The organism is Streptomyces sp. NPDC014894, assembly GCF_043080985.1.
Taxonomy (GTDB): Bacteria; Actinomycetota; Actinomycetes; order Streptomycetales; family Streptomycetaceae; genus Streptomyces.
In genome coordinates this window covers 73,693-96,208 of sequence record NZ_JBIBWD010000022.1, presented here as the reverse complement: position 1 = coordinate 96,208, position 22,516 = coordinate 73,693, and the positions used below count along the sequence as shown (strand labels likewise).

The window sequence follows — 22,516 nt, the reverse complement described above, 5'->3', positions numbered from 1 at the left end:
CCGTCCTCACCGACACCGGACGCAAGGCCTACCGCCGCGCCCGCAGAGTCCACCTCACCAACCTCCGCGCCGAGTTCCTCGACCGCCTCACCGACCAACAGCTCACCGCACTCGCCGACATCTGGGCCACCGTCGGCCTCGACGACAACACCGCCACCTGCTGAAACCGCCGAAAGGCCCGGCGCCGGCCCGCGCTCGGCGCGACGCGGCGGCGGACGCCGGCCGACAACCCGTCGTCCGCCGCCGCGCTCCGCCCCCGCGTCCGCAGCGCGGCCGTCAGGACACCGGGGCGCCGGCCCGGACGGCGGTCAGCGCCCGGGCCACCGGCACGACGTCGGCGACGGCCATCTCGACCCGCTCGTACACCTCCGGGTTGAGGATGGTCGTCCCGTCGAAGTCGCCCGAGCTGAGATAGACCCCGGCGGGCGCGGTCCACGCCTGGAGGAAGGCGAAGAGCGGGCGCAGGGCGTGCTCGATCACCAGAGCGTGCCGGTCGCTGCCTCCGGTGGCGGCGAGCAGCACCGGTTTCGCCGCGAGGCCGTACTGGTCGACCAGGTCGAAGAAGTGCTTGAAGAGTCCGGTGTAGGAGCCCCGGAAGACCGGGGTGGCAGCGATGACGAGATCGGCCTCCTCCACCGCCCTCAGCGCTTCCCCGGCCTCCGCGCCGAGCTGATCGCGCTCGGCGGCGCCGGTGAATCCGGGCCCGAGCGTGTGGAGTTCGATCAGCCGGGACTCGATCTCGGTGCGCGCCGCCAGGGTTTCGAGCATCAGCTCCACCAGCGCGGTGGTTCTGGAGGGGCTGCGCAGGGCGCCGACCACCGCCACGACCCGCAGCGGCGCGGTCATGACGTCACCTCGGCGGCGGAGGCGCGCAGGGCGGCGATCTCCTTGCGCACGACGGGCGCGACCTCGCCCCCGAGCAGTTCGATGGCCTTCATCGCGTCCTTCTGGGGGAGATTCCCGAAGCCCAGCTGGATCATCATGCGGTCGTGGCGGAAGAGCCGGTACTGCGCCATGATCTTGTCGATGATCTCCTGGGGGCTGCCCAGGAAGAACGCTCCCCCGGCGGTCGCCTGCGCCTCGTACGCGCGCTTGGGCATGGGCACCCCCTGGCCGCGCTGGTGGTGGTTGGCCATCCAGCCCGCCTGGAAGTAGGGGTGCGAGACGTCGACGGCCTCCTCGTGGGTGGCGGCGACGAAGCCCGGCGAGTTGATCGACACCTTCAGCCCGGCCGGATCGTGCCCGGCCTCGGCCGCGGCCTGGCGGTAGAGGTCGACGAAGGGGGCGAACTGGCGGTAGCCGCCGCCGATGATCGCCAGCGAGAGCGGCAGCCCCAGCCGGCCGGCCCGGACGACGGACGCGGGGGTGCCGCCCACCGCGACCCAGACCGGCAGCTCACGGTCGGGCCTCGGGGTGATGTCGCCGTCGGACAGCGCGGGCCGCAGCGAGCCCTGCCAGGTGATGGGGTTCTCCTCGCGGAGCCTGAGCAGCAGATCGAGCTTCTCGGCGAAGAGCTGCGCGTAGTCGGCCAGGTCGTAGCCGAAGACCGGGAAGGACTCGATGTACGAGCCGCGGCCGGCGATGATCTCGGCACGGCCGCCGGAGAGCAGATCGAGCGTGGCGAACTGCTGGAACACCCGGACGGGGTCGTCCGAGCTGAGCACGGTCACGGCGCTGGAGAGCTTGATGTCGCGAGTGTTCTCCGCCATCGCGGCCAGCACGACGGCGGGGCTGGAGACGGCGAAGTCCGTACGGTGGTGCTCGCCCACGGCGAAGATGTCGAGCCCCGCCTCGTCGGCCGCCTTCGCCTGCTCCACCAGTTCGCGCAGCCGGCGCCCGGGGGCGGGCGGGATTCCGGTGGTGGGGTCGGGCGTCAGCTCACCGAAGTGGTAGATGCCGAGTTCAAAGGCCATGAGGGGAGCCCCGTCCAAGAGATTTCGTTGATTGCGCAACGAATAACCTCGCAGAGTTGGGCCCTATTCCCCGAGGCGGGCCGGACGCACGCCGCACCCGCCCGTACGGACCGCTCCCGACCACACCCCACCCGTACGGGCCGACCCCGACCACACCCCTCCGCCCTCCGCCCGCCGCCGGGCGGACCGAGAGGCGGGTCCGCCATGAGGTGCGTCACAGCCGCTCACCCCGGCCCTGCCCCGCCGGGGCGGGCAATCACCCCGGCGGGGCAGGGCTTTCACCGGCGGCGCGGAGATCGCCCGGCCAGAGCCCGGGACGCGGCTACTTAGGCAACCCTTCCCTGTGACGCGGGGGCTCTGGTACAGGTTGACGGTCCCGTCGGCACATCGGAAGTATCGCCATGCATCACGACAGAACAGTCGATCACCTACCCTTCGTGATCGACCTCTCTTTCGAGGAGGCCCGCCGGCGGGCCGAGGTCATGGCCGCGCTCGGGCCGGACTGGGACCCGGCGGCCGTCGTCCGGGGCGAGGACGAGGCGTACGCGCTGCTCTATTCGGGCCTGGACGCCGAGCAGCGGCGCACCTACGACAGGCTCGTCGCCGCCGGGGTCCTGCCGGGAGAGGAGCCGGGCCGTGCGGCTGCCCATTGACCCGCAGGCGGACAGCGCCCGCCGCGCCTGGGTGGCCTGTCCCGCCTGCGACGACGCCCGGACCTGCGCGACCTGCGCCGAGCGGCGCAACTGCCGTGAGCACTGGCGCTATCTGATCTCCAACGCCGGCCCGGTCGTCCATCTCCAGTGCCCCGGCTGCACCCACACGTGGTCCCTCGACACCCGGCCCGGCGTCACCCGCCGACCGGACCACATCCCCTTCCGCTGACGCCCCGGCCCGCCCGGCGCTCCCCGCCCGGCCGTCCACCGGCGCGCGGACCGAACGCCCCCGCCCCGGCGCGCGCCGCCGCCGTCCGCCACGACGGCGGATGAGTCCGCCCTCCCGCGCTCCGCGCCCGCTTTCCCCGCCGGGCCGGGTCAAGGTCCCCGCCGCCCGGGCATGATGTGAACCGGCTCTGGAATCACGTCAGTTGGGTGGTCGGGTGAAGGTCGGAGCGTGGCCGGACGCATGTCCCCGGGCCGTGGAGTCCCACGAGACCCGGTCGCGGGCCGGCAACGCCCCGGCCGCGGGCCGGTACCCGAGGGCGTACGGAGCCGCGTTCGGCGTCGCCCCGGCGGCCCGCGCCGTCCTCCGGGCGTCCGCCGAGGCGGCGGTGGTGCGGAACGGCCCCGGCACCCGCTCGGACGCGGCGGCCGGCCGTCACGGCGAGGTGACCGGGCTCGCCCCGGCCCTGGCCCTGGCCTGGTCCCGGTCTGGTCCCGGTCTGGCCCTGGCCCCAGCCCTGGTCATCGTCCGCACGCCGTCGCCGCTCCGGCCGCACGCGTCCCTCTCCCCACCCGGGCCCGGCGCCCGCGCCCTCCGGCGGAGACGACCGGATCCCTCCGGCGCGGGCCGCCGGACATCGCCGCATCACCGCGCGCAGGCCCCCCTTCACCCGAAAGGCGGCTCCACCGTGATGAGGCCGTCGCACGGCCGGTGTGACGGAGAGTCGCCCGGCGGATCCCGGGCGCTGCCGGACCCGCCGGGGATACACCCGGACGGCCCGCACCCGGGCGGGAGAGGCCCCGGCCGGACACGCCCTCGGGGCCACGACCCGTCGTCGGGTCCCCCGCGCGAGGGCCCCTCTCGTCCGATACTGGTTCGAGCGCTCCCCCAGGAAGACCCGAATCCGACCGCGAGGGCCTGAGGCGTCAGCAGGGGAGCCGGCCGGGTCGGCGCCCGCACCGCCGCCCCGCCCGGCCCCTGTGAACCGCCTCGGCCCTCCTTGCCCCGCACGCCTTGCCCGACCCGCGTGAACACTGCGCGGAATGCCGTCTGCCAGCCCGTCGAGGAGAGACCCTTGAGGATGCTCATCAATGTCCCGGAGACCGTTGTCGACGACGCTCTGCGCGGGATGGCCTCCGCGCATCCCGAGCTGACCGTGGATGTGGAGAACCGGGTGATCGTACGGCGGGACGCCCCCGTCGCCGGGAAGGTCGGGATCGTGTCCGGGGGCGGCTCGGGGCACGAGCCGCTGCACGGCGGGTTCGTCGGGCCGGGGATGCTGGCGGCGGCCTGTCCGGGGGAGGTCTTCACCAGTCCGGTGCCGGATCAGATGGTGCGGGCGGCCCTCGCCGTGGACGGGGGCGAGGGGGTGCTGTTCGTCGTCAAGAACTACACGGGCGACGTCCTCAACTTCGAGATGGCCGCCGAACTCGCCGAGGAGGAGGGCGTACGTCTGGAGAGAGTGCTGGTCAACGACGATGTCGCGGTCATCGACAGCCTCTTCACCGCGGGTCGTCGCGGCACGGGGGCGACGCTCTTCGTGGAGAAGATCGCCGGGGCCGCCGCCGAGGCGGGCGCGCCCCTGGCGGAGGTGGCGGCCGTCGCCCGGCGGGTGAACGAGGGCTCCCGCAGTTTCGGGGTGGCCCTCAGCGCGGTGACCACCCCGGCCAAGGGCACCCCGACCTTCGACCTTCCCTCCGACGAGCTGGAGTTGGGCATCGGGATCCACGGGGAGCCCGGGCGGGAGCGCCGTCCGATGATGACCTCCCACGAGATCGCGGACTTCGTGGTGCACGCGGTGCTGGAGGACCGCCGGCCGACCGGTCCGGTGCTGGTGCTGGTCAACGGCATGGGGGCCACTCCGCTGCTGGAGCTGTACGGATTCAACGCCGAGGTGCAGCGGGCGCTCGCCGAGCGCGGCGTCGCGGTCGCCCGTACCCTCGTCGGCAACTACGTGACCTCGCTCGACATGGCCGGGTGCTCGGTGACGCTCTGCCAGGTCGACGAGGAGCTGCTGCGGCTGTGGGACGCTCCGGTGCAGACCGCCGCGCTCCGCTGGGGCCGCTGAACCGACCGGGATCCAACGATCAGAGGGAGTTCATGTGCTCGACGCCGATTTCTTCCGCCGCTGGCTGATCGCCTGTGCCGCGCTGATCGACCGTGAGGCCGGACGTCTGACCGAGCTGGACTCGGCGATCGGCGACGCCGACCACGGCAGCAATCTCCAGCGCGGATTCGCCTCGGTGACGGCGGCCCTGGAGAAGGAGTCGCCCTCCGCGCCCGGAGCGGTGCTGATGCTCGCCGGCCGGCTGCTGATCTCCACGGTCGGCGGAGCCTCCGGGCCGCTGTACGGGACGCTGCTGCGGCGTACGGGGAAGGCCCTGGGCGATGTCGCCGAGGTCACCCCCGCCCAGTTGGCCGAGGCTCTGCGGATGGGGGTGAGCGCCGTCGCGGAGCTGGGCGGCGCGAAGCCCGGGGACAAGACGATGCTGGACGCGCTCGATCCGGCCGTGGCGGCGCTCGGGGACACCACGGCCTCCTTCGCCGCCGCGGGCGAGGCGGCCGAGCGGGGCGCGCTGGCGACCGTGCCGATGCAGGCCCGCAAGGGGCGGGCCAGCTATCTGGGCGAGCGCAGCATCGGGCACCAGGATCCCGGGGCGACCTCCTCGGCGCTGATCATCGGCGCGCTCGCGGAGGTGGCGGCGTGAGCGGGGGCGGGCAGGTCGGCATCGTGCTGGTCTCGCACAGCGCCGAGGTGGCGGCCGCCGTCGCCGCGCTGGCCAGGGGGCTGGCGGGCGGCGGAGCGACCGCCCCCGTCGCCCCGGCGGGCGGCACCCCCGACGGCGGTCTCGGCACCAGCTCCGAGCTGATCGCCCGGGCGGCCGGGGAGGTCGACGGGGGCGCGGGAGTCGCCGTGCTCGTCGATCTCGGCAGTGCGGTGCTGACGGTGAAGTCGCTTCTGGCGGAGGGCGACGAGCTGCCCCCGGGCACCAGGCTCGTGGACGCGCCCTTCCTGGAGGGCGCGGTCGCCGCCCTCGTCACGGCCTCGGCGGGGGGCGATCTGGACGCGGTGGAGAGCGCCGCGTCGGAGGCGTACGACTACCGCAAGTCCTGACCCAGGGCCCGACGGGGCTCGCGGGGGAGGGGCAGCCGTTCGGCCCCCGCGAAGTGGCCGGGGCCCGCCGGCCCTCCTAGCGTCGGTCTCCTGTGGTGCATTTCCTACCATCGGAGAGCTGATCATGCGTGCCCTGAGTGCCGGACGTGTCGTGTCCCTCGCCCTCGCCGGCGTCGCCGCGCTCGCTCTGGGCGCACCGGCCGCCCTCGCCGACGAGGAGCCGCTCCCGGGCGACGACCCGGCGATCTCCCGGGAGGCACGGGCGCCGGCGCCCGTTCCCGTGGCTCCCGGCGTCGAACCGCCGACGGGTCCCGGGAACGAGGCGCCCGCCGTCGACATTCCCCTCGGCGACGACGACGCGCCCGGCGGCCTCGACGTCCCCCTCGACAGTCCTCTCGGCGAGGACGACCCGGCGGCCGGCACGACGGACGACACGGCGGACGAGGACACCGCGGGCCGCACCGGAACGACGGACCAGGACTCCGCCGGCCACACCGGCACGACGGACGACGACTCCGCCGGCCACACCGGCACCGCGGACCAGGACTCCGCCGGCCACACCGGCACGGGCGCGCGCCCGCCGGACGGCGCGGGCGTGGACCCGACCGGTCCCGACAAGCCCGGCGGCGGGGTGGGGGCGGGCTCCGGCGGCAGTACGGCCGGACTGGGCCCGGCGTGGCTGACCCTCGGATCGGCGCTGGTCGCGGGCGCGGTCGGGGGCGGCGCGGTCCTGGCCCACCGCCGCCGCGCCACGACCCGTGCCTGACCGGGCGCACCCGGCGCACAAAGCACACCCCGCGCACCCAGCGCACTCAGCACCGCCTGCGCACCCCGTACGCGTACGGCACCCGCTGCCCTATCCCGCCCGGCCCGCGCACCATCCGGCCGCCCGGCACAGCGCCTGGTTCGCCCTGCTGACTGTGCTACTGTTCGGGATCTTTTTGCTGCGCGCCGGGACGGCCGGACCGGCGGCCGGACCGCCGTCGCCGCGTGCCGAGGCGGCGGTGCCGCACCGGACCGCGTCCGCCGGCGCGCGGCCCGCCGCGCCCGAGCCGCTCCCCCGTGCCGCGCCCCGGCGGATCGCCGTGCCGTCGCTCCGGCTGGACGCCCCGCTGATCCGGGTCGGGCTCGGCCCCGACGGTCTGATCGCGGCCCCGCCCCCGGCGGACGCCCAGCGGGCCGGCTGGTACACGGGCGCGGCGGCCCCCGGCGAGCGGGGCACCGCCGTCGTCGTCGGCCATGTGGACGACGCGGCCGGGCCGGCCGTCTTCTATCCGCTCGGTTCGCTGGCCCGGGGCAGCCGGGTCGAGGTTCCGCGCGACGACGGGAGGACGGCCGTCTTCACCGTCTACGGCGTGGAGACGTTCCCCCGGAGCGGCTTCCCGGCGGACCGCGTCTACCGGGACGGCCCCGGCGCGGAGCTGCGGCTGATCACCTGCGGCGGCCGGTACTCCGCCGGGTCGGGGTACGAGAGCAATGTCGTGGTCTTCGCCCGGCTGACCGGGGTGCGCTGAGACGTGTCACCGGCTCCGGCCCCGCCGGGCGGCCGCCCGGCGGCCGGCTGGCAGACTGGGCGCATGTCCGCTCCTCGTCGCCCCTGCCCGGTCTGCCGTCGTGAAATCGCCGTGGTCGCGGGCCGGTTCGCCCGGCACGACCCGGCAGGCGCCCGGGTCGCGGCGGAACTGGTCTCCTGCCCCGGCTCGCGGCGGCAGGCTCCGTACGAAGCCGCGCTCCAGCCCACGCTCGACGGCTCCCCGGTGCCCGTCTTCCCCGGTCAGCTCCCCCTGTTCTGAGGCGTTAGCGCGCGCCGGGCCCGGGGGCAGCCGCGTCCGGGCCCGGCGGCCGTTGCGTAGGCCACCGCGCCGGGGCGGTCCGTCCTGTGGCGGGTACGCGACAGATGGCCCACCCAACCGGTAGATTGGTCTACACCATTGCGCATACCGAGACGCACACAGAGACAGGGATCTTCGTGGAAGTTGTCATCGTTCCGGACGCCGCCGCCGGCGGCGAGCTCATCGCCGAGGCCATGGCCGACCTGCTGCGCCGTAAGCCCGACGCCCTGCTGGGGGTGGCCACCGGGTCGACGCCGCTCCCGATCTACGAAGCCCTCGCGGCCAAGGTGCGCTCCGGCGGCGCGGACGCGTCCAAGGCCCGGATATGCCAGCTGGACGAGTATGTGGGGCTGCCCGCGGGACACCCCGAGTCCTACCGCTCGGTGGTGCTGCGCGAGGTGGTCGAGCCCCTCGGGCTGACCGAGGAGTCCTTCATCGGCCCCGACGGCGCCGCCGAGGACGTGGCCGCCGCCTGTCTCGCCTACGACCGCGCGCTCAGCGAGGCCGGGGGCGTCGACCTCCAGCTGCTGGGCATCGGGACCGACGGGCACATCGGCTTCAACGAGCCGTGCTCCTCGCTCGCCTCGCGCACCCGGATCAAGACCCTCACCGAGCAGACCCGCACCGACAACGCGCGGTTCTTCGACAGTCTCGACGAGGTCCCCCATCACGTGATCACCCAGGGCATCGGCACCATCCTGGAGGCCCGCCACCTGGTGCTGCTGGCCACCGGGGAGGCCAAGGCCGACGCCGTGGCGCTCGCCGTCGAGGGTCCGCTCTCGGCCCTGGTGCCCGCCTCGGCGCTCCAGCTCCACCCGCACGCCACGGTCGTCGTGGACGAGGCGGCCGCGTCGCAGCTGAAGCTGGCCGACTACTTCCGCGCCACCTTCGCCTCCAAGCCCGACTGGCAGGGCATCTGAGGACACGCGGACCGGGCCCCCTCCGACAGCGGGGGCCCGGATCCCCGCGGACGGCGGCGGGCCGGGCGGCCGCCGCTCGCGCACCGGCCGGGCCCCGATTTCGCTCCGGTCGAAACATATTCCGCGCCCAACGGCTCTTTTCCGCCGTCGAGTTGATACGGTGCGCTCGCTCGGCACTTGTCGCCCGTCGAACTGACGGGCAACCGTGCAGCCCCGGGGGATCTTCATGGACGACGGCAGCGCCCACGACCTTCTTGTGGTCAAGCAGAGCCTGGAACGTGTCGCACGGCGGGCAGGCCATGCCGTCCGGTACTTCTACGCCCATTTGTTTAGCCACCACCCTCATTTACGGGCCCTGTTCCCCGCCGTGATGGCCGACCAGTACGAGCGGCTCTTCGCCGCCCTGGTCCACGCGGTGCAGCATCTCGGCCACCCCGGCCTCCCCGCCCATCTGGAGCGGCTCGGCCGCGACCACCGCAGATTCGGGGTCGTCGACGAGGACTACGCGGCCGTCGGGGACAGCCTGGTCGCCGCCATGAGGCAGCACTCCCCGCACACCTGGGACGAGCCGACGGAAGCCGCCTGGCGGCGGGTCTACGCCGGAATGGCCGAATCCATGACGGCGGGCGCCCGCCGGTCGGTGGCCGCGCGCCAGCCCGCGTTCTGGGAGGCCACCGTCGTCTCCCACCGGCTGCACGGCGACCACACCGCCGTCGTCCGCGCCGCCGTGCGCACCCCGTACCCCTGGCTGCCCGGCCAGTACGCCACCGTCGAGCACTCCGGGCTGCCGGGCGTGTGGCGGCCGTACTCCCTGGCGGGCGGCACGGGGAACGCGGCGGACCGGGAACGGTTACTGGAGTTCCATGTCGGCCGGGTGCGCGGCGGGCTGCTCAGCACCGCGCTCTGCGACGACACCGCGCCCGGCCGGCTGCTGCGGCTCGGGGCGGCCTCCGGCTCCGCGCTCGCCCCGCCGCCCGGCACCCCCGCCGTCACCCTCATCGCCGCGGGCACGGGCTGGGCCCCCGTCAAACCGGTCCTCGACGAACTGCTCGCCCGCAGACCCGCGCCCCGGGTCAGGATCGACGCGGTGGCCAGGGGCGAATCGCACTTCTACGACGGGGCCTGGCTCGACGGGCTGCTGCGCGACCACCCCTGTCTCAGCGCCTACTGGTGGTACCAGGAGCGCGGCGAGGGCCGGATGCGGGCGGCCGACCGGCTCCACACCCATCTGCGGGGCCGCCGCGACTGGGCCGACGAGAGCGTCTACCTCTGCGGACCGGTGCGATTCGTCCAGGAGACGGCCGATCTGCTGTACGAGAACGGACTGCCGCCGGCCGCGCTGATCCGGGATCCGCAGCCGTCGTCGCTGCGCCCGCGCGGGCATGTCTCGCACGCGGAGGCGTTCCTCGATCCGGTGCCGGTGCGCTGGATCGATCCGCAGGCGCGCACCGGGGCGCTGGAGACGCCGGCGGAGTCCGCGGCGCGGGCCCCGCTCCAGGCGCCGGTGGCCGCGCCCCGCCGCTGACTTCGGCGAAGGCGGCCGGGCGTGCTCGCCCGAGGGCCCTCAGGGGCCGTACCAGAGCGTGGTGGCGTTGCAGAACTCGCGGATGCCGTGCGCCGCCAGCTCCCTGCCGTAGCCGGAGCGCTTCACGCCCCCGAACGGGAGCGCGGGGTGCGAGGCCGTCATCCCGTTGAAGAAGACCCCGCCCGCCTCGATGTCCCGGGCGCAGCGCCCCGTCTCGTCCTCGTCCCGGGTCCATACGTTGGAGCTGAGCCCGAACGGGGTGTCGTTGGCGAGGGCGATCGCCTCGTCGGTCCCGCTCACCCGGTAGACGGTGGCGACCGGTCCGAAGGTCTCCTCGCGGTGGATGCGCATGGTGTCGCGGATCCCGGTGAGGACGGTGGGCTCGTAGAACCAGCCCCGGTCCCGGCCGGGCGGGCGGCGGCCGCCGGTGAGGACGGTCGCGCCCTGGCGTACGGCGTCGTCCACCAGCTCTTCGAGGTCGTCGCGGCCCTGTTCGGTGGCGAGCGGGCCGATCTGGGTGGACTCCTCCAGCGGGTCCCCGACGACCAGCGCCCGCATGCCCTCGGTGAAGCGCGCGCAGAACGCGTCGTGGACGTCGGTGTGGACGAGGAAGCGCTTGGCGGCGATGCAGGACTGGCCGTTGTTCTGCGTCCGGGCGGTCACGGCGGTGTCGGCCGCGCGCTCGACGTCGGCGGAGGGCAGCACCAGATAGGGATCGCTGCCGCCCAGCTCCAGCACGGTCTTCTTGACCTCGTCGCCCGCGACGGAGGCGACCGCGCGCCCGGCGGGCTCGCTGCCGGTGAGGGTCGCGGCGGCCACCCGGCGGTCGCGGAGGACGCCCTCCACCGTGTCCGAGCCCACCAGCAGGGTCTGGAAGCATCCCTCGGGGTAGCCCGCGCGGCGGAAGAGGTCTTCCAGGAAGAGGGCGGTCTGCGGCACGTTGGAGGCGTGTTTGAGCAGCGCCGTGTTGCCCGCCATCAGGGCGGGGGCGGCGAAGCGGACGACCTGCCAGAGCGGGAAGTTCCAGGGCATGACGGCGAGGACCACGCCGAGCGGGCGGTGGCGGACGACGACCCGGGCCGCGCCGGAGTCCTCGGTGTCGGCGGCGGAGGGGTGCTCGTCGGCGAGGAGATCGGCCGCGTGCGCGGCGTACCAGCGCATCGCCTTGGCGCATTTGGCGGCCTCGGCGCGGGCTGCGGCGACCGGTTTGCCCATCTCGGTGGTCATGGTGCGGGCGATGGAGGGCGCGTCCTCGTCCAGCAGATCGGCGGCCCGCTCCAGCAGCCGGGCGCGGTGGGGGAAGCCGGTGGTGCGGTGCTCGGCGAAGGCGTGCCGGGCGAGGGCGATCCGCCGGTCGGTCTCCGCGGCCGTCAGCGGCTGGAAGGTCTTGAGGGTCTCCCCCGTGGTGGGGTCGACCGTGGCGATGGGCATCGCCGGCTCCTCTCGTCCGGGCCCGTCCGCACCGGCGGCCGCGCTCTCGGGCCGCCGGGTCCGGGGCCTGTCCCACAGGTCTTGTCCGGTTCCTGTTCCACGGGTCACGTACCCGCGGTCGTGCCGGGTGCGCGGCCCGGTGTCCGGCTCACCACAGGCCCCGTCCCGGGTCCTCGGTCCGGGAGCCGAAGAGGGCCGGTACGGGCCCTACGCGCGGGCTCCGGCTCCGCTCTCCAGCCGGAGCTGGACGTCCTTCTCCTGGTCGCCCGCCGCCATTCCCTCGTCGTGGACGACGAAGGCGGCGGCGAGGGTCTCCCGCATCCGGTCGACCGCCCAGTAGCCGCCCTGGACCTCGGCCTCGACGGCGGAGGCGAGCCGGACCGGTCCGGCGGCGGGGCGGGCTCCGGTGACCTCGAAGGTCGCCGTCCACACCGTGGTGTGCCCCTCGGAGACGTACTGCGGGGCGTCGTCGGCCGCGCGGTCGGACGCGTAGCTCTCGCCCAGGACGTGGAAGACCGTGTCGGCGTCCTCCTTGCTGCAGCCCGCGATCGTCACCACGACCGGCGAGGCAGTCTGTTCGCTGCTGTTCACCGTGATTCCTCGCTCTCCGTCAGGGCGCATGTCCTCGCGGGCCCGCCGGGGCCTGCGCCGGAGCGCGTCCGGCGTCGCGGGCGGGGTGTCCCTACCAGGCTCACCCGGCCTCGCGCCGGGTGCACCTCGGCCGCCGCCGGGCGGCTCAGCCGGATGCCTCGTCCGGGACCGGCTGTTCGGGGTGGACCGATCCGCTGCGGCCCTCGCGGCCCTGGCCCGCGCCCGCCTCGTCGGCCTCCGGGAGGTCGGACTCCTCGCCGCCGTCCGGGGCGGCGGGCCGGGGCAGGTCGAGGGGATCGTTCTCCTGCGGGGCCTGCTGGTCGGGCGGGTCCCTGGGGACGGGCGGGGCGGGGTCGTGACGGGTCATGACGGTTCCTTTCGGGAGGCGGGCCGGCGATCGGGGAGCGACGGCCGGGGATGCGGGGGAGGTGGAACGCGGAAAGGGACGCCGGGGCCGGCCCGGCCTTCCGCGGGGCGGGGTGTCAGCGGCGCCCGCCGGGCGGGGAATCGGGGGTGCGCCGGGCCGGCCGCGGCCTGGGGGCGGTCAGCGCGCACCCGCGCGCCGGGCGCGGCCCTCGTCGTACCGGACCGAACGGCGCTGGGTGGCGGGGACTCCGCCCCAGACGCCGGTGCGCTGGCCGGTGCGGACCGCCCAGTCGAAGCAGGCCTGGGCCACCGGACAGCGGTCGCAGACCTCGCGGGCCCTGGCCACCTGATCGGCGCCGGGGCCGAAGGTGCTGACCGGGAAGAAGAGTTCCGGGTCCTGGTCGGCGCAGGCGGCCCGCCGCTGCCACTCCATGGTGTCCCGGCCGCCGGGCCCGGGGGCGCGGTGCCGTGGTGGCTGGCGCATACGATCACTCCTCTCCCCGGGGGTGGCGGTCCCGGTCCGTCCTGGTCCGTCCCCCGGGTGGCCGAAGGGCGGTGCTGCCGCCGGTGGTCATGGTTCCTCCTCGGTCCGCGGGACTCGGCTGTGGCGTCGGGTACCCGGCTTTCCCGGGAATATGGTCGTACCGGGGATTCGTGTCCCCATCGGTCCTGGGCGCGGCGCGGGCGGACGTCCGCCGGGCCCCGCGGAATCCGTCGCGATACCGCGCGAGGGGACGGCGTACGGCCCCCCGGCCCGTGGCGGAGGCCGGGGCGCAGGTCCTGGCGGCCCCGCCGCCGCCGAAAGCCCTGGTCCGGGCCGCCGTGTTCGCCCCGTGCCGTCACTCCGCGTGGTATTTTCTGTATACGCGTTGTATGCAATCTCAGGGGGTTCGCCGTGGCGGCATCGGGACGGGACAAGGCGTACGCGTTCCTCAAGGAACACGTCCTGACCGATCCCGACCTCCAGGGGACCTTCCTCTCCGAGCAGGAGCTGGCCGATCGCATCGGCGTCTCGCGCACCCCGATCAGGGAGGCCCTGCTGCTGCTCGCCGCCGAGGACCTGGTGCGTCTGGTGCCCAAGCGCGGGGCGCAGGTCGTGCCGCTGACGGGCCGTGAGATCACCGAGCTGATGGAGCTGCGCGGCGTCGTCGAGCGGTACGCCGCCGGACGGGTGATCGCGGACGGCCGGGCCCCGCTGGCGGAGCTGACCGCGCTGCTGGAGCGGCAGCGGGAGCTGAGCGGCCCGGAGCTGGCCAAGGAGTTCATCGAGGTGGACCACGCGTTCCACGCCACGATCATCTCGGCGGTGGGCAACGCCCTGCTCGACCGGCACTACGACGGGCTGCGCAGCCGGCAGATCCGGGCGGGCGTGGTCGCGCTCTTCAATCAGCACGGGCGGCAGTCGGCGGTGCTGGAGGAGCACCGGGCGATTCTGACGGCGATCGCGGCGGGCGACGCGGAGGCGGCGTACACGGCCATCGACGCCCATCTGGAGACGACGCTCCGCGTGCTGCTCGCCGGCTGACCCGGGCCCGCCGCTCGGCGCGGCGGGCCGGGCGGGGCGTCAGAGCCTGCGGTTGGCCAGGACCGGCACGGTGGCGCGCACCGCGTCGACCTCGGCGGCGTCCACCTCGGCGATCAGCAGCCCCGGGGCGGACTCCAGCCGGGCGCGCACGGTGCCGTCGGGGCCGATGACGGCGCTGTGCCCGATTCCGGCGGGGGCCTTCGGGGGCGCCTGCCGGCCGGAGGCGAGCGGGTCGGCCTGGTCGACGGCGGCGACCCAGAGGGTGGCGTCGAGCGCCCGGGCCCGGATGAGCAGCTCCCAGTGGTCGAGCTTGCCGGGGCCGTCGCCCCAGGAGGCGGGGAGCAGCGTGAGCTGGGCCCCGGCGTCCGCGTGGGCCCGGAAGAGCTCCGGGAAGCGGACGTCGTAGCAGATCGCGAGGCCGATGCGGAGGTCCTCCACATCGATGGTGACGACCTTGGAGCCGGCGGCGACGGAGACCGACTCGGCGAAGCCGAAGGCGTCGTACAGATGGATCTTGTCGTAGGAGGCCTCGACGCCGGGGCCGGTGGCCAGCAGGGTGTTGGCCACCTTGCCGTCGGGGGCCGGGGTGAACATCCCGGCGACCACGACGATCCCGGCCTCCTCGGCGATCCGCCGCACCTCGGTGGCCCAGGGGCCGTCGAGCGGTTCGGCGAGCGGGGCGAGCGGGGTGCCGAAGCAGGCCATGGTCGCCTCGGGGAAGGCGACGAGGCTCGCGCCGGCCCCGGCCGCGCGGTGGGCCTGCTCCCGCACGTCGGCGAGGTTGCGGACGGGGTCGGGGCCGGTCGTGAGCTGGCTCAGGGCGATGCGCATGGCGGTCCTAGGTGTGTGAGGCGGTCGATGAGGGCCGGGCGCCGGTGTCGGGGTGGTCCATGTTCCCCGTACCGCCCGCCGGCGCGCCAGGGTGCTCCTCCTCGGGGGCGTCGCGGCCGAGGAGGAGGCCGGTGACGGTGACGACGACGGTCAGCCCGAGGTAGAGCGCGAGCGGGATCCAGGAGTCGTAGGCGTCCAGGAGCGCGGTGAACAGCAGCGGGGCGATCGCGCCGCCGATGACCCCGGCGAGGGTGTACGCGAGCGAGGAGCCGGTGTAGCGCAGCCGGGGGTCGAACTGCTCGGCGATGAAGGCGGCCTGCGGGCCGTACATCAGGGAGTGGAGGACGAGGGCGACGACGATGCCGAGGGTGAGGAGCGGCCAGCTGCCGCCGCCGACCATCGGGAAGAAGACGAAGGGCCAGATTCCGGCGGCCACGGCGGAGAGCCCGTACAGCAGCCGCCGGTTGATCCGGTCGGAGAGGGCTCCGGCGAGCGGGATCAGGAAGATCTGGAGGGAGGAGCCGATGAGGACGGCGGTGAGGGCGGAGCCCCGGTCCATGTCGAGTTCGTTGACCGCGTAGGTCAGGACGAAGACGGTGAAGAGGGCGTAAAGCACATCGGGGGCGACCCGGCTGAGGATCGCGGCGATCAGCGGGCGGGGCTGGGTGGTGAAGACCTCCTTGAGGGGCGCGGAGGGGCGGTCCTGCTGGGCCTCCATGGCCTTGAAGACGGGGGTCTCCTCCAGTTTGGCGCGGATCCAGAGGCCGAAGAGGACGAGGACCCCGGAGAGCAGGAAGGCGACCCGCCAGCCCCAGGACATGAACTGCTCCTCGGTGAGCATCACCCCGAGGGCGGCGAGCACGCCGTTGGCGAGGAGGTTTCCGGCGGGCGGGCCGACCTGGGCGGCGGAGGCGTAGAAGCCGCGGCGGCGCGGGTCGCCGAACTCGCTGGAGAGCAGCACCGCGCCGCCCCATTCGCCGCCGACGCCGACGCCCTGGGCGAAGCGGAGCAGCACCAGCATGATCGGCGCGGCGACGCCGATGGTGGCGTACGTGGGCAGCAGCCCGATGAGCAGGGTGGCCACGCCGATCAGGACGAGGGTGGCGATGAGGACCTTCTTGCGGCCGATGACGTCGCCGAGGCGGCCGAAGACGAAGCCGCCGAGCGGGCGGGAGACATAGCCGACCGCGTAGGTGGAGAAGGCCAGCAGGGTGCCGGTGGTCGGGTCCTCGGAGGGGAAGAAGAGATCGCCGAAGACCAGGGCGGCGGCCACCGAGTAGATGGCGAAGTCGTACCACTCCAGGGCGGTTCCGGTGAGGCTGGCGAAGAAGGCGCGGCGGACCGCGGAGCCGGCGGGCGGGGGTGTGCCGGTGCTCGGGGGATTGCGCTTCACGTAGTCCGTCCTTGTACGGGGGCGTGCTGTCGACCTTTCGGCATACTTCTTGTATACAGAACGTATGCGCAACCCCCCGGCGCAAAGTTAACCGCTCCGATATCACAGGAACATGGAGAGATCATGGCGCTGCTCAGCTTCGAGCTTCCCGACGGTTCGACCCGGGAGGTCGACGTCGTCCGGGTGCTGAACGCCGGATACGCCGGCCGCAGCCAGGAGGACGTGGCCGCGCATGTGGCCGAGCTGGCGGAGCTGGGGGTGCCCGCGCCCTCGGTGACCCCGGCGCTGTATCCGGTCTCGCCCTATCTGGCGCAGCAGACGGAGCGGGTCAGCGCCCAGCACGGCCGCACCTCGGGCGAGGCGGAGTGGGCGCTGGTGGTGGACGCGCGGGGCGAGCTGCTGCTGACGGCGGCCTGTGACCACACGGACCGGGCGCTGGAGGTGCACGGGGTGGCGTGGAGCAAGAACGCGGGGCCCGATGTGCTGGCCCGCAGGGCGTGGCGGCTCGCCGATGTGGAGGAGCGGCTCGACGAGCTGACGCTGCGGGCGTGGGTGACCAAGGACGGCGCCGAGAGCGTCATCCAGGACGGCACCCTGGCCGAGCTGCTCACGCCCGGGTACTGGGCGCGGGTGCTGCGGGAGCGCGGCGAGCTGCGGCCCGGCACGGTGCTGATCTCGGGGACGATTCCGATGACGGAGGGCGTGGACCAGTTCGCCGAGCGCTGGCGGGTGGAGCTGGCGGACCCGGGGACCGGGGACGCCATCGAACTGGCCTACGACGTGGTGCCGATGCCCGAGCCGATCGGCTGATCAGGGGCCCGGCGAGCGGGTCCGGGGCGGGTCCCGGGGGACGGCGGGACCCGGGACCCGCCCGGAAGCGCGGGGTCCGGTTTCTCCCGGGTTGTAGTGCATCCGGGAGGGCGAAATCAAGGCGGGCCACACGTAGACAAGATCACAGGGTGATTCCCTGCTGAACCGTCGCACACGTGCCCTAGCATCCGACCATGACGGTCCTCCCCGACGACGGGTTCCCCCTGGCCGCCGAGTTCCCGGACGCCTCGCACGAGCAGTGGCGGCGACTGGTCGCCGGCGTGTTGCGCAAGACCGGCAAGGACGTTCCCGACGACGCGCCCGAGGACCTGCTCGCCACGGTCCTGGAGGACGGCCTGCGCACCGGCCCCCTCTACACGGCCGCCGACGCCACCGCCGCCGACGGCTTCCCGGGCTTCGCCCCCTTCGTCCGGGGCGGCACGGCCGAGGGCGGGGCGGTCTCCGGCTGGGACGTGCGCCAGCGGCACGAGCGGCCGGATCCCCGGCGGACCAATGAGGCCGTGCTCGCCGATCTGGAGAACGGCGTCAGCTCGCTCTGGCTCTCCGTCGGCCCGGCCGGGATCCCGGTCTCAGCTCTCGCCGCCGCCCTGGAGGGCGTCTATCTCGATCTCGCCCCCGTCGCCCTCGACGCCGGCGCCGGATTCGAGGCGGCAGCCGAGGAGTTCCTGCGGATCCTGGACGAGCGGGGCGTCCCGGGCGCGGCGGGCGGGAGCCTGGGCGCGGACCCGCTCGGTCACGCGGCCAGGACCGGGGCGTACGACGAGGTCGCGGAGCACCTCGCCGCCGCCGTCCGGCTCGCCCGGCACTGCCGGGACGCCCGGCCCGGACTGCGGGCGCTGACCGCCGACGCCCTGCCGTACCACGAGGCGGGCGCCTCCGCGGCGCAGGAGGTCGGCTGCTCGCTGGCGACCGGTGTGGCCCTGCTGCGCGAGCTGACCGCCGCCGGGCTGCCGGTCGAAGCGGCCCTGGGCCAGCTGGAGTTCCGCTACGCGGCCACCGCCGACCAGTTCCTGACGATCGCCAAGCTGCGGGCCGCCCGAAGGGTCTGGGCCCGGGTCGCCGAGGTCTGCGGAGCGCCCGACGCGGGCGCGCAGCGCCAGCACGCGGTGACCTCGCCGGTGATGATGACCCGGCGGGACCCGTGGGTGAACATGCTGCGCACGACCGTCGCCTCGATGGCGGCCGGGGTCGGCGGGGCGGACGCCGTGACCGTGCTCCCCTTCGACCAGGCCATCGGACTGCCCGACGACTTCTCCCGCCGGATCGCCCGCAACACCTCCACGATCCTGGTCGAGGAGTCGCACGTGGGCCGGGTCGTCGACCCGGCGGGCGGCTCCTGGTACGTGGAGCGGCTCACCGAGGAGCTGGCCGAGGCGGCCTGGGCGTGGTTCCAGGAGATCGAGCGCGCGGGCGGTCAGCTCGCCGCGCTCCGCTCCGGTCTGGTCTCCGAGCGGATCGGGGCGGCCTGGAGCGAGCGGCGCGCGAGGATCGCCAGGCGGCGCGAACCGATCACCGGCGTCAGCGAGTTCCCGCTGCTCGCCCAGGCCCCGGTGGCACGCGACCCCGCGCCCGAGACGCCCTCCGGCGGACTGCCGAGAGTGCGCCGCGACGAGGATTTCGAGGCGCTGCGCACCCGCTCGGACGCGCATCTGGACGCCACCGGCGCCCGGCCGCGCGTCTTCATCGCCGCGATCGGCCCGGCCTCCGCGCACACCGCGCGCGCCTCGTTCGCCGCCAATCTCTTCCAGGCGGGCGGCATCGAGCCCGTCCACGACCCGGTGTCGGTCGACGCGTCCTCGGCCGGCGAGGCGTTCCGGGCCAGCGGGGCCGCCGTGGCGTGCGTCTGCTCCAGCGACGCGCTCTACGCGGAGCAGGCGGCCCCGGTCGCCGAGGCGCTCAAGGCGGCCGGGGCGGGACGGGTCTATCTCGCGGGCCGGCCGGGCGAGTCGCGGGAGACCCTTGAACGGGCCGGGGTGGACGAGTTCGTCGTCGCGGGCGGCGACGCGGTCGCCGTACTGACCTCCGCCCTCGACCGGATCGGAGTGGCGTGATGGGTGTTCCTGACTTCACGGGCGTCGCGCTGGGCCCCGTATCGGGGACCGGCTCGGCGGACCGCTGGCGCGCGGCGGTCAAGGAGTCGAGCGGACGGAGCGACGCCGACCTGGTGTGGGAGACGCCCGAGGGCATCCCGGTGAAACCGCTCTACACCGGGCAGGACCTGGCCGGACTCGACTTCCTGGGCGGCTATCCGGGCATCGCGCCGTATCTGCGCGGCCCGTATCCGACGATGTACGTCAACCAGCCGTGGACCATCCGCCAGTACGCCGGATTCTCCACCGCCGAGGAGTCCAACGCCTTCTACCGGCGCAATCTGGCCGCCGGTCAGAAGGGGCTCTCGGTCGCCTTCGACCTGCCGACCCACCGGGGGTACGACAGCGACCACCCCCGGGTGACGGGCGATGTCGGCATGGCCGGTGTGGCGATCGACTCGATCTACGACATGCGTCAGCTGTTCGACGGCATTCCGCTGGACCGGATGAGCGTGTCGATGACGATGAACGGGGCCGTGCTGCCCGTTCTGGCGCTCTACATCGTGGCCGCCGAGGAGCAGGGCGTACCGCCGGAGAAGCTGGCCGGGACCATTCAGAACGACATTCTCAAAGAGTTCATGGTCCGCAACACCTACATCTATCCGCCGACCCCGTCGATGCGGATCATCTCGGACATCTTCGCCTTCACCTCGCAGCGGATGCCCCGCTACAACTCGATCTCGATCTCCGGCTATCACATCCAGGAGGCCGGCGCCACGGCCGATCTGGAGCTGGCGTACACGCTCGCCGACGGCATGGAGTATCTGCGGGCGGGGCTGGGGGCCGGGCTGGACGTGGACGCGTTCGCGCCCCGGCTGTCGTTCTTCTGGGCGATCGGCATGAACTTCTTCATGGAGGTCGCCAAGCTGCGGGCGGCCCGGCTGCTGTGGGCGAGGCTGGTGAAGACCTTCGATCCGAAGAACGCGAAGTCGCTGTCGCTGCGCACCCACTCGCAGACCTCGGGCTGGTCGCTGACCGCGCAGGACGTCTTCAACAACGTCACCCGCACCTGTGTGGAGGCGATGGCGGCGACCCAGGGGCACACCCAGTCGCTGCACACCAACGCGCTGGACGAGGCGCTGGCGCTGCCCACGGACTTCTCGGCGCGGATCGCCCGCAACACCCAGCTGCTGCTCCAGCAGGAGTCGGGGACCTGCCGGGTCATCGACCCCTGGGGCGGCAGCGCCTATGTGGAGCGGCTGACCCACGATCTGGCGCGGCGCGCCTGGCAGCACATCGAGGAGGTCGAGGAGGCCGGGGGGATGGCGAAGGCCATCGACGCGGGCATCCCGAAGCTGCGGGTCGAGGAGGCGGCGGCCCGGACCCAGGCGCGGATCGACTCGGGCCGGCAGCCGGTGATCGGGGTCAACAAGTACCGCGTCGAGACCGATGAGCAGATCGAGGTGCTGAAGGTCGACAACTCCTCGGTGCGCGCCCAGCAGATCGCCAAGCTGCGGCGGCTGCGCGAGGAGCGGGACGACGCCGTCTGCCAGGACGCGCTGCGGGCGCTGACGGCGGCCGCCGAGCGCGGTCCCGGCCCCGGCCTGGAGGGCAATCTGCTGGCGCTCGCGGTGGACGCCGCGCGGGCGATGGCGACCGTGGGAGAGATCTCCGACGCCCTGGAGAAGGTGTACGGGCGGCACTCGGGTCAGATCCGTACGATCTCCGGTGTGTACCGGAACGAGGCAGGTGAATCCCCTTCCGTGGAGCGCACCCGGACGCTGGTGAGACGGTTCGAGGAGGCGGAGGGCCGCCGTCCGCGCATTCTGGTGGCCAAGATGGGCCAGGACGGGCACGATCGCGGCCAGAAGGTCATCGCGACCGCCTTCGCCGATCTCGGATTCGACGTCGACGTCGGCCCGCTGTTCCAGACCCCGGGCGAGGTGGCCCGGCAGGCGGTGGAGGCCGACGTCCATGTGGTGGGGGTCTCCTCGCTGGCGGCGGGGCATCTGACGCTGGTGCCCGCGCTGCGGGAGGAGCTGGCGGCGGAGGGCCGGGAGGACATCATGATCGTGGTGGGCGGGGTGATCCCGCCGCAGGACGTGGCGACGCTGCGCGAGGCCGGAGCCGCCGCCGTGTTCCCGCCGGGCACGGTGATCCCGGACGCGGCGCACGATCTGGTCCGGACCCTGGCCGCCTCGCTCGGCCACGAGCTGTGAGACCGTGCCCCCAATGCCACAGACGATCGACATCGAGAAGTACGTCCAGGGCGTACGGGACGGGTCACGGGCGTACATCGCCCGGGCCATCACCCTGGTGGAGTCCACCCGGGCCGATCACCGCGTCCTCGCGCAGCGGCTGCTGACGGAGCTGCTGCCGTACGCGGGCACGGCCCGGCGGGTGGGCGTCAGCGGGGTGCCGGGGGTGGGCAAGTCCACCTTCATCGACGCCCTGGGCACCATGCTGACCTCGCTCGGCCACCGGGTGGCCGTGCTCGCGGTGGATCCCTCCTCCAGCCGGACGGGGGGCTCGATCCTCGGCGACAAGACCCGGATGGAGCGGCTCGCGACCGATCCGTCGGCGTACGTCCGGCCCTCGCCCACCTCGGGCACGCTCGGCGGGGTGGCCAAGGCGACCCGCGAGACCATCGTGGTGGTGGAGGCGGCGGGCTATGACGTGGTGCTGGTGGAGACGGTCGGGGTGGGCCAGTCGGAGACCGCCGTCGCCCAGATGGTCGACTCCTTTCTGCTGCTCACCCTGGCGCGGACCGGGGATCAGCTCCAGGGCATCAAGAAGGGCGTCCTGGAGCTGGCCGATGTGATCGCGGTGAACAAGGCGGACGGTCCGCACGAGCGCGACGCCCGTTCGGCGGCCCGGGAACTCGCGGGCGCGCTGCGGCTGATGCATCCGGCGGACGCGGCGTGGACTCCCCCGGTGCTCTTCTGCAGCGCGCGTGAGTCCACCGGTCTGGACACCCTCTGGGAGCGGATCGAACAGCACCGGGCGCTGCTGGAGTCGACCGGCCGGCTGGCCGCCAAACGGCGTGACCAGCAGATCGACTGGACCTGGTCCATGGTCCACGACGAGCTGCGCGACCGGCTGCACGGCCATCCGGGGGTGCGGGCGCTGGCGCCCGGGCTGGAACGGCAGGTCCGCGACGGCGAGCTGACGGCCACGCTGGCCGCCGAACGCATCCTGGAGGCGTTCCGGCTCCCGGACGGGCGCGGCTGAGCTGAGCTGAGCCAGTGGGGCGCGGCCGACGCGCGGGGCCGATCTCGCCCGAGGGCCCGGCCGGCCCGTGGACGCGTGCGGCTTCTGGGGCGCTGCGTCCCAA

At 74.0% G+C, this 22,516-nt stretch carries 23 protein-coding genes; 15 read left to right on the top strand and 8 right to left on the bottom strand.

Translation table 11 applies throughout. The annotated features are described in order from the left end of the window. Nucleotides 1-276 precede the first annotated feature (276 nt). Both msuE and ACF089_RS33980 read right to left on the bottom strand, forming a co-directional pair. Nucleotides 277-846, bottom strand: a complete 570-nt coding sequence (msuE, locus tag ACF089_RS33985; RefSeq protein ID WP_392035432.1) for an FMN reductase — start codon at nt 844-846, stop codon at nt 277-279. Beyond that, nucleotides 843-1,913: an LLM class flavin-dependent oxidoreductase gene (locus tag ACF089_RS33980; protein WP_392035429.1), complete on the bottom strand. Its 1,071-nt coding sequence runs from the start codon at nt 1,911-1,913 to the stop codon at nt 843-845. Before ACF089_RS33980 ends, msuE begins: the two co-directional genes overlap by 4 nt. Nucleotides 1,914-2,314: 401 nt before the next feature. Between ACF089_RS33980 and ACF089_RS33975 the strand changes: the two genes are divergently transcribed. The 10 genes from ACF089_RS33975 to ACF089_RS33930 all read left to right on the top strand — a co-directional run bounded on the left by ACF089_RS33975 (nt 2,315) and on the right by ACF089_RS33930 (nt 10,184). Next, nucleotides 2,315-2,566, top strand: a complete 252-nt coding sequence (locus ACF089_RS33975) for a DUF6400 family protein (protein ID WP_392035426.1) — start codon at nt 2,315-2,317, stop codon at nt 2,564-2,566. Further along, a complete protein-coding gene (locus tag ACF089_RS33970) occupies nt 2,550-2,795 on the top strand; it encodes a hypothetical protein (protein ID WP_392035423.1) in 246 nt (81 codons plus the stop codon). The genes ACF089_RS33975 and ACF089_RS33970 overlap by 17 nt, the downstream gene beginning before the upstream one ends. Nucleotides 2,796-3,867: 1,072 nt before the next feature. After that, complete coding sequence (gene dhaK, locus ACF089_RS33965; RefSeq protein WP_392035420.1) at nt 3,868-4,860, top strand: dihydroxyacetone kinase subunit DhaK; 993 nt, start codon at nt 3,868-3,870, stop codon at nt 4,858-4,860. 34 nt (nt 4,861-4,894) lie between these two features. Next, nucleotides 4,895-5,500 carry a dihydroxyacetone kinase subunit DhaL gene (gene dhaL / locus ACF089_RS33960; RefSeq protein ID WP_392035417.1) on the top strand — a complete coding sequence of 202 codons (606 nt, stop codon included), beginning with the start codon at nt 4,895-4,897 and terminating at the stop codon, nt 5,498-5,500. After that, nucleotides 5,497-5,907, top strand: a complete 411-nt coding sequence (locus ACF089_RS33955) for a PTS-dependent dihydroxyacetone kinase phosphotransferase subunit DhaM (RefSeq protein WP_392035414.1) — start codon at nt 5,497-5,499, stop codon at nt 5,905-5,907. The genes dhaL and ACF089_RS33955 overlap by 4 nt, the downstream gene beginning before the upstream one ends. Nucleotides 5,908-6,031: 124 nt before the next feature. Then, on the top strand, nt 6,032-6,673 hold the full coding sequence (locus tag ACF089_RS33950) for a hypothetical protein (protein WP_392035411.1): 642 nt from the start codon (nt 6,032-6,034) through the stop codon (nt 6,671-6,673). Nucleotides 6,674-6,827: 154 nt separating this feature from the next. Next, entirely contained in the window at nt 6,828-7,421 is a 594-nt protein-coding gene (locus ACF089_RS33945) for a class F sortase (protein WP_392035408.1), read from the top strand. 63 nt (nt 7,422-7,484) lie between these two features. Beyond that, nucleotides 7,485-7,700 carry a hypothetical protein gene (locus ACF089_RS33940; RefSeq protein ID WP_392035406.1) on the top strand — a complete coding sequence of 72 codons (216 nt, stop codon included), beginning with the start codon at nt 7,485-7,487 and terminating at the stop codon, nt 7,698-7,700. A 176-nt stretch (nt 7,701-7,876) separates the two neighbouring features. Then, nucleotides 7,877-8,659: a glucosamine-6-phosphate deaminase gene (locus ACF089_RS33935; RefSeq protein ID WP_392035403.1), complete on the top strand. Its 783-nt coding sequence runs from the start codon at nt 7,877-7,879 to the stop codon at nt 8,657-8,659. 226 nt (nt 8,660-8,885) lie between these two features. Further along, on the top strand, nt 8,886-10,184 hold the full coding sequence (locus ACF089_RS33930; RefSeq protein WP_392035400.1) for a globin domain-containing protein: 1,299 nt from the start codon (nt 8,886-8,888) through the stop codon (nt 10,182-10,184). A gap of 39 nt (nt 10,185-10,223) precedes the next feature. Here ACF089_RS33930 and ACF089_RS33925 read toward each other — a convergent pair whose 3' ends face one another. From ACF089_RS33925 to ACF089_RS33910, 4 genes are all read right to left on the bottom strand, one after another. Beyond that, on the bottom strand, nt 10,224-11,615 hold the full coding sequence (locus tag ACF089_RS33925) for an NADP-dependent succinic semialdehyde dehydrogenase (RefSeq protein WP_392035397.1): 1,392 nt from the start codon (nt 11,613-11,615) through the stop codon (nt 10,224-10,226). Nucleotides 11,616-11,822: 207 nt separating this feature from the next. Next, nucleotides 11,823-12,206, bottom strand: a complete 384-nt coding sequence (locus tag ACF089_RS33920) for a hypothetical protein (RefSeq protein WP_392035393.1) — start codon at nt 12,204-12,206, stop codon at nt 11,823-11,825. Between the two features lie 145 nt (nt 12,207-12,351). Beyond that, on the bottom strand, nt 12,352-12,573 hold the full coding sequence (locus tag ACF089_RS33915) for a hypothetical protein (RefSeq protein WP_392035390.1): 222 nt from the start codon (nt 12,571-12,573) through the stop codon (nt 12,352-12,354). Nucleotides 12,574-12,750: 177 nt separating this feature from the next. Further along, nucleotides 12,751-13,056, bottom strand: a complete 306-nt coding sequence (locus tag ACF089_RS33910) for a WhiB family transcriptional regulator (protein WP_392035388.1) — start codon at nt 13,054-13,056, stop codon at nt 12,751-12,753. 411 nt (nt 13,057-13,467) lie between these two features. Between ACF089_RS33910 and ACF089_RS33905 the strand changes: the two genes are divergently transcribed. Further along, on the top strand, nt 13,468-14,097 hold the full coding sequence (locus ACF089_RS33905; protein WP_392035385.1) for a GntR family transcriptional regulator: 630 nt from the start codon (nt 13,468-13,470) through the stop codon (nt 14,095-14,097). 39 nt (nt 14,098-14,136) lie between these two features. Here ACF089_RS33905 and ACF089_RS33900 read toward each other — a convergent pair whose 3' ends face one another. Together ACF089_RS33900 and ACF089_RS33895 are read right to left on the bottom strand one after the other, a co-directional pair. Continuing rightward, the gene (locus tag ACF089_RS33900) at nt 14,137-14,928 is read right to left on the bottom strand and encodes a carbon-nitrogen hydrolase family protein (RefSeq protein WP_392035382.1); all 792 of its coding nucleotides are present in this window, start codon (nt 14,926-14,928) and stop codon (nt 14,137-14,139) included. Nucleotides 14,929-14,935: 7 nt separating this feature from the next. Continuing rightward, nucleotides 14,936-16,321, bottom strand: coding sequence for an MFS transporter (locus ACF089_RS33895; protein WP_392035379.1), 1,386 nt, complete (start codon nt 16,319-16,321; stop codon nt 14,936-14,938). A gap of 123 nt (nt 16,322-16,444) precedes the next feature. On the opposite strand from ACF089_RS33895, the gene ACF089_RS33890 reads away from it, so the two are divergent. From ACF089_RS33890 to meaB, 4 genes are all read left to right on the top strand, one after another. Further along, entirely contained in the window at nt 16,445-17,131 is a 687-nt protein-coding gene (locus ACF089_RS33890; protein WP_392035376.1) for a DUF2848 domain-containing protein, read from the top strand. Between the two features lie 194 nt (nt 17,132-17,325). Beyond that, nucleotides 17,326-19,203: a methylmalonyl-CoA mutase small subunit gene (gene mutA / locus ACF089_RS33885; protein WP_392035373.1), complete on the top strand. Its 1,878-nt coding sequence runs from the start codon at nt 17,326-17,328 to the stop codon at nt 19,201-19,203. Next, a complete protein-coding gene (gene scpA / locus ACF089_RS33880) occupies nt 19,203-21,401 on the top strand; it encodes a methylmalonyl-CoA mutase (protein ID WP_392035370.1) in 2,199 nt (732 codons plus the stop codon). The genes mutA and scpA overlap by 1 nt, the downstream gene beginning before the upstream one ends. A 13-nt stretch (nt 21,402-21,414) precedes the next feature. Continuing rightward, the gene (gene meaB / locus ACF089_RS33875; protein ID WP_392035368.1) at nt 21,415-22,413 is read left to right on the top strand and encodes a methylmalonyl Co-A mutase-associated GTPase MeaB; all 999 of its coding nucleotides are present in this window, start codon (nt 21,415-21,417) and stop codon (nt 22,411-22,413) included. The last annotated feature ends 103 nt before the right edge of the window (nt 22,414-22,516 follow it).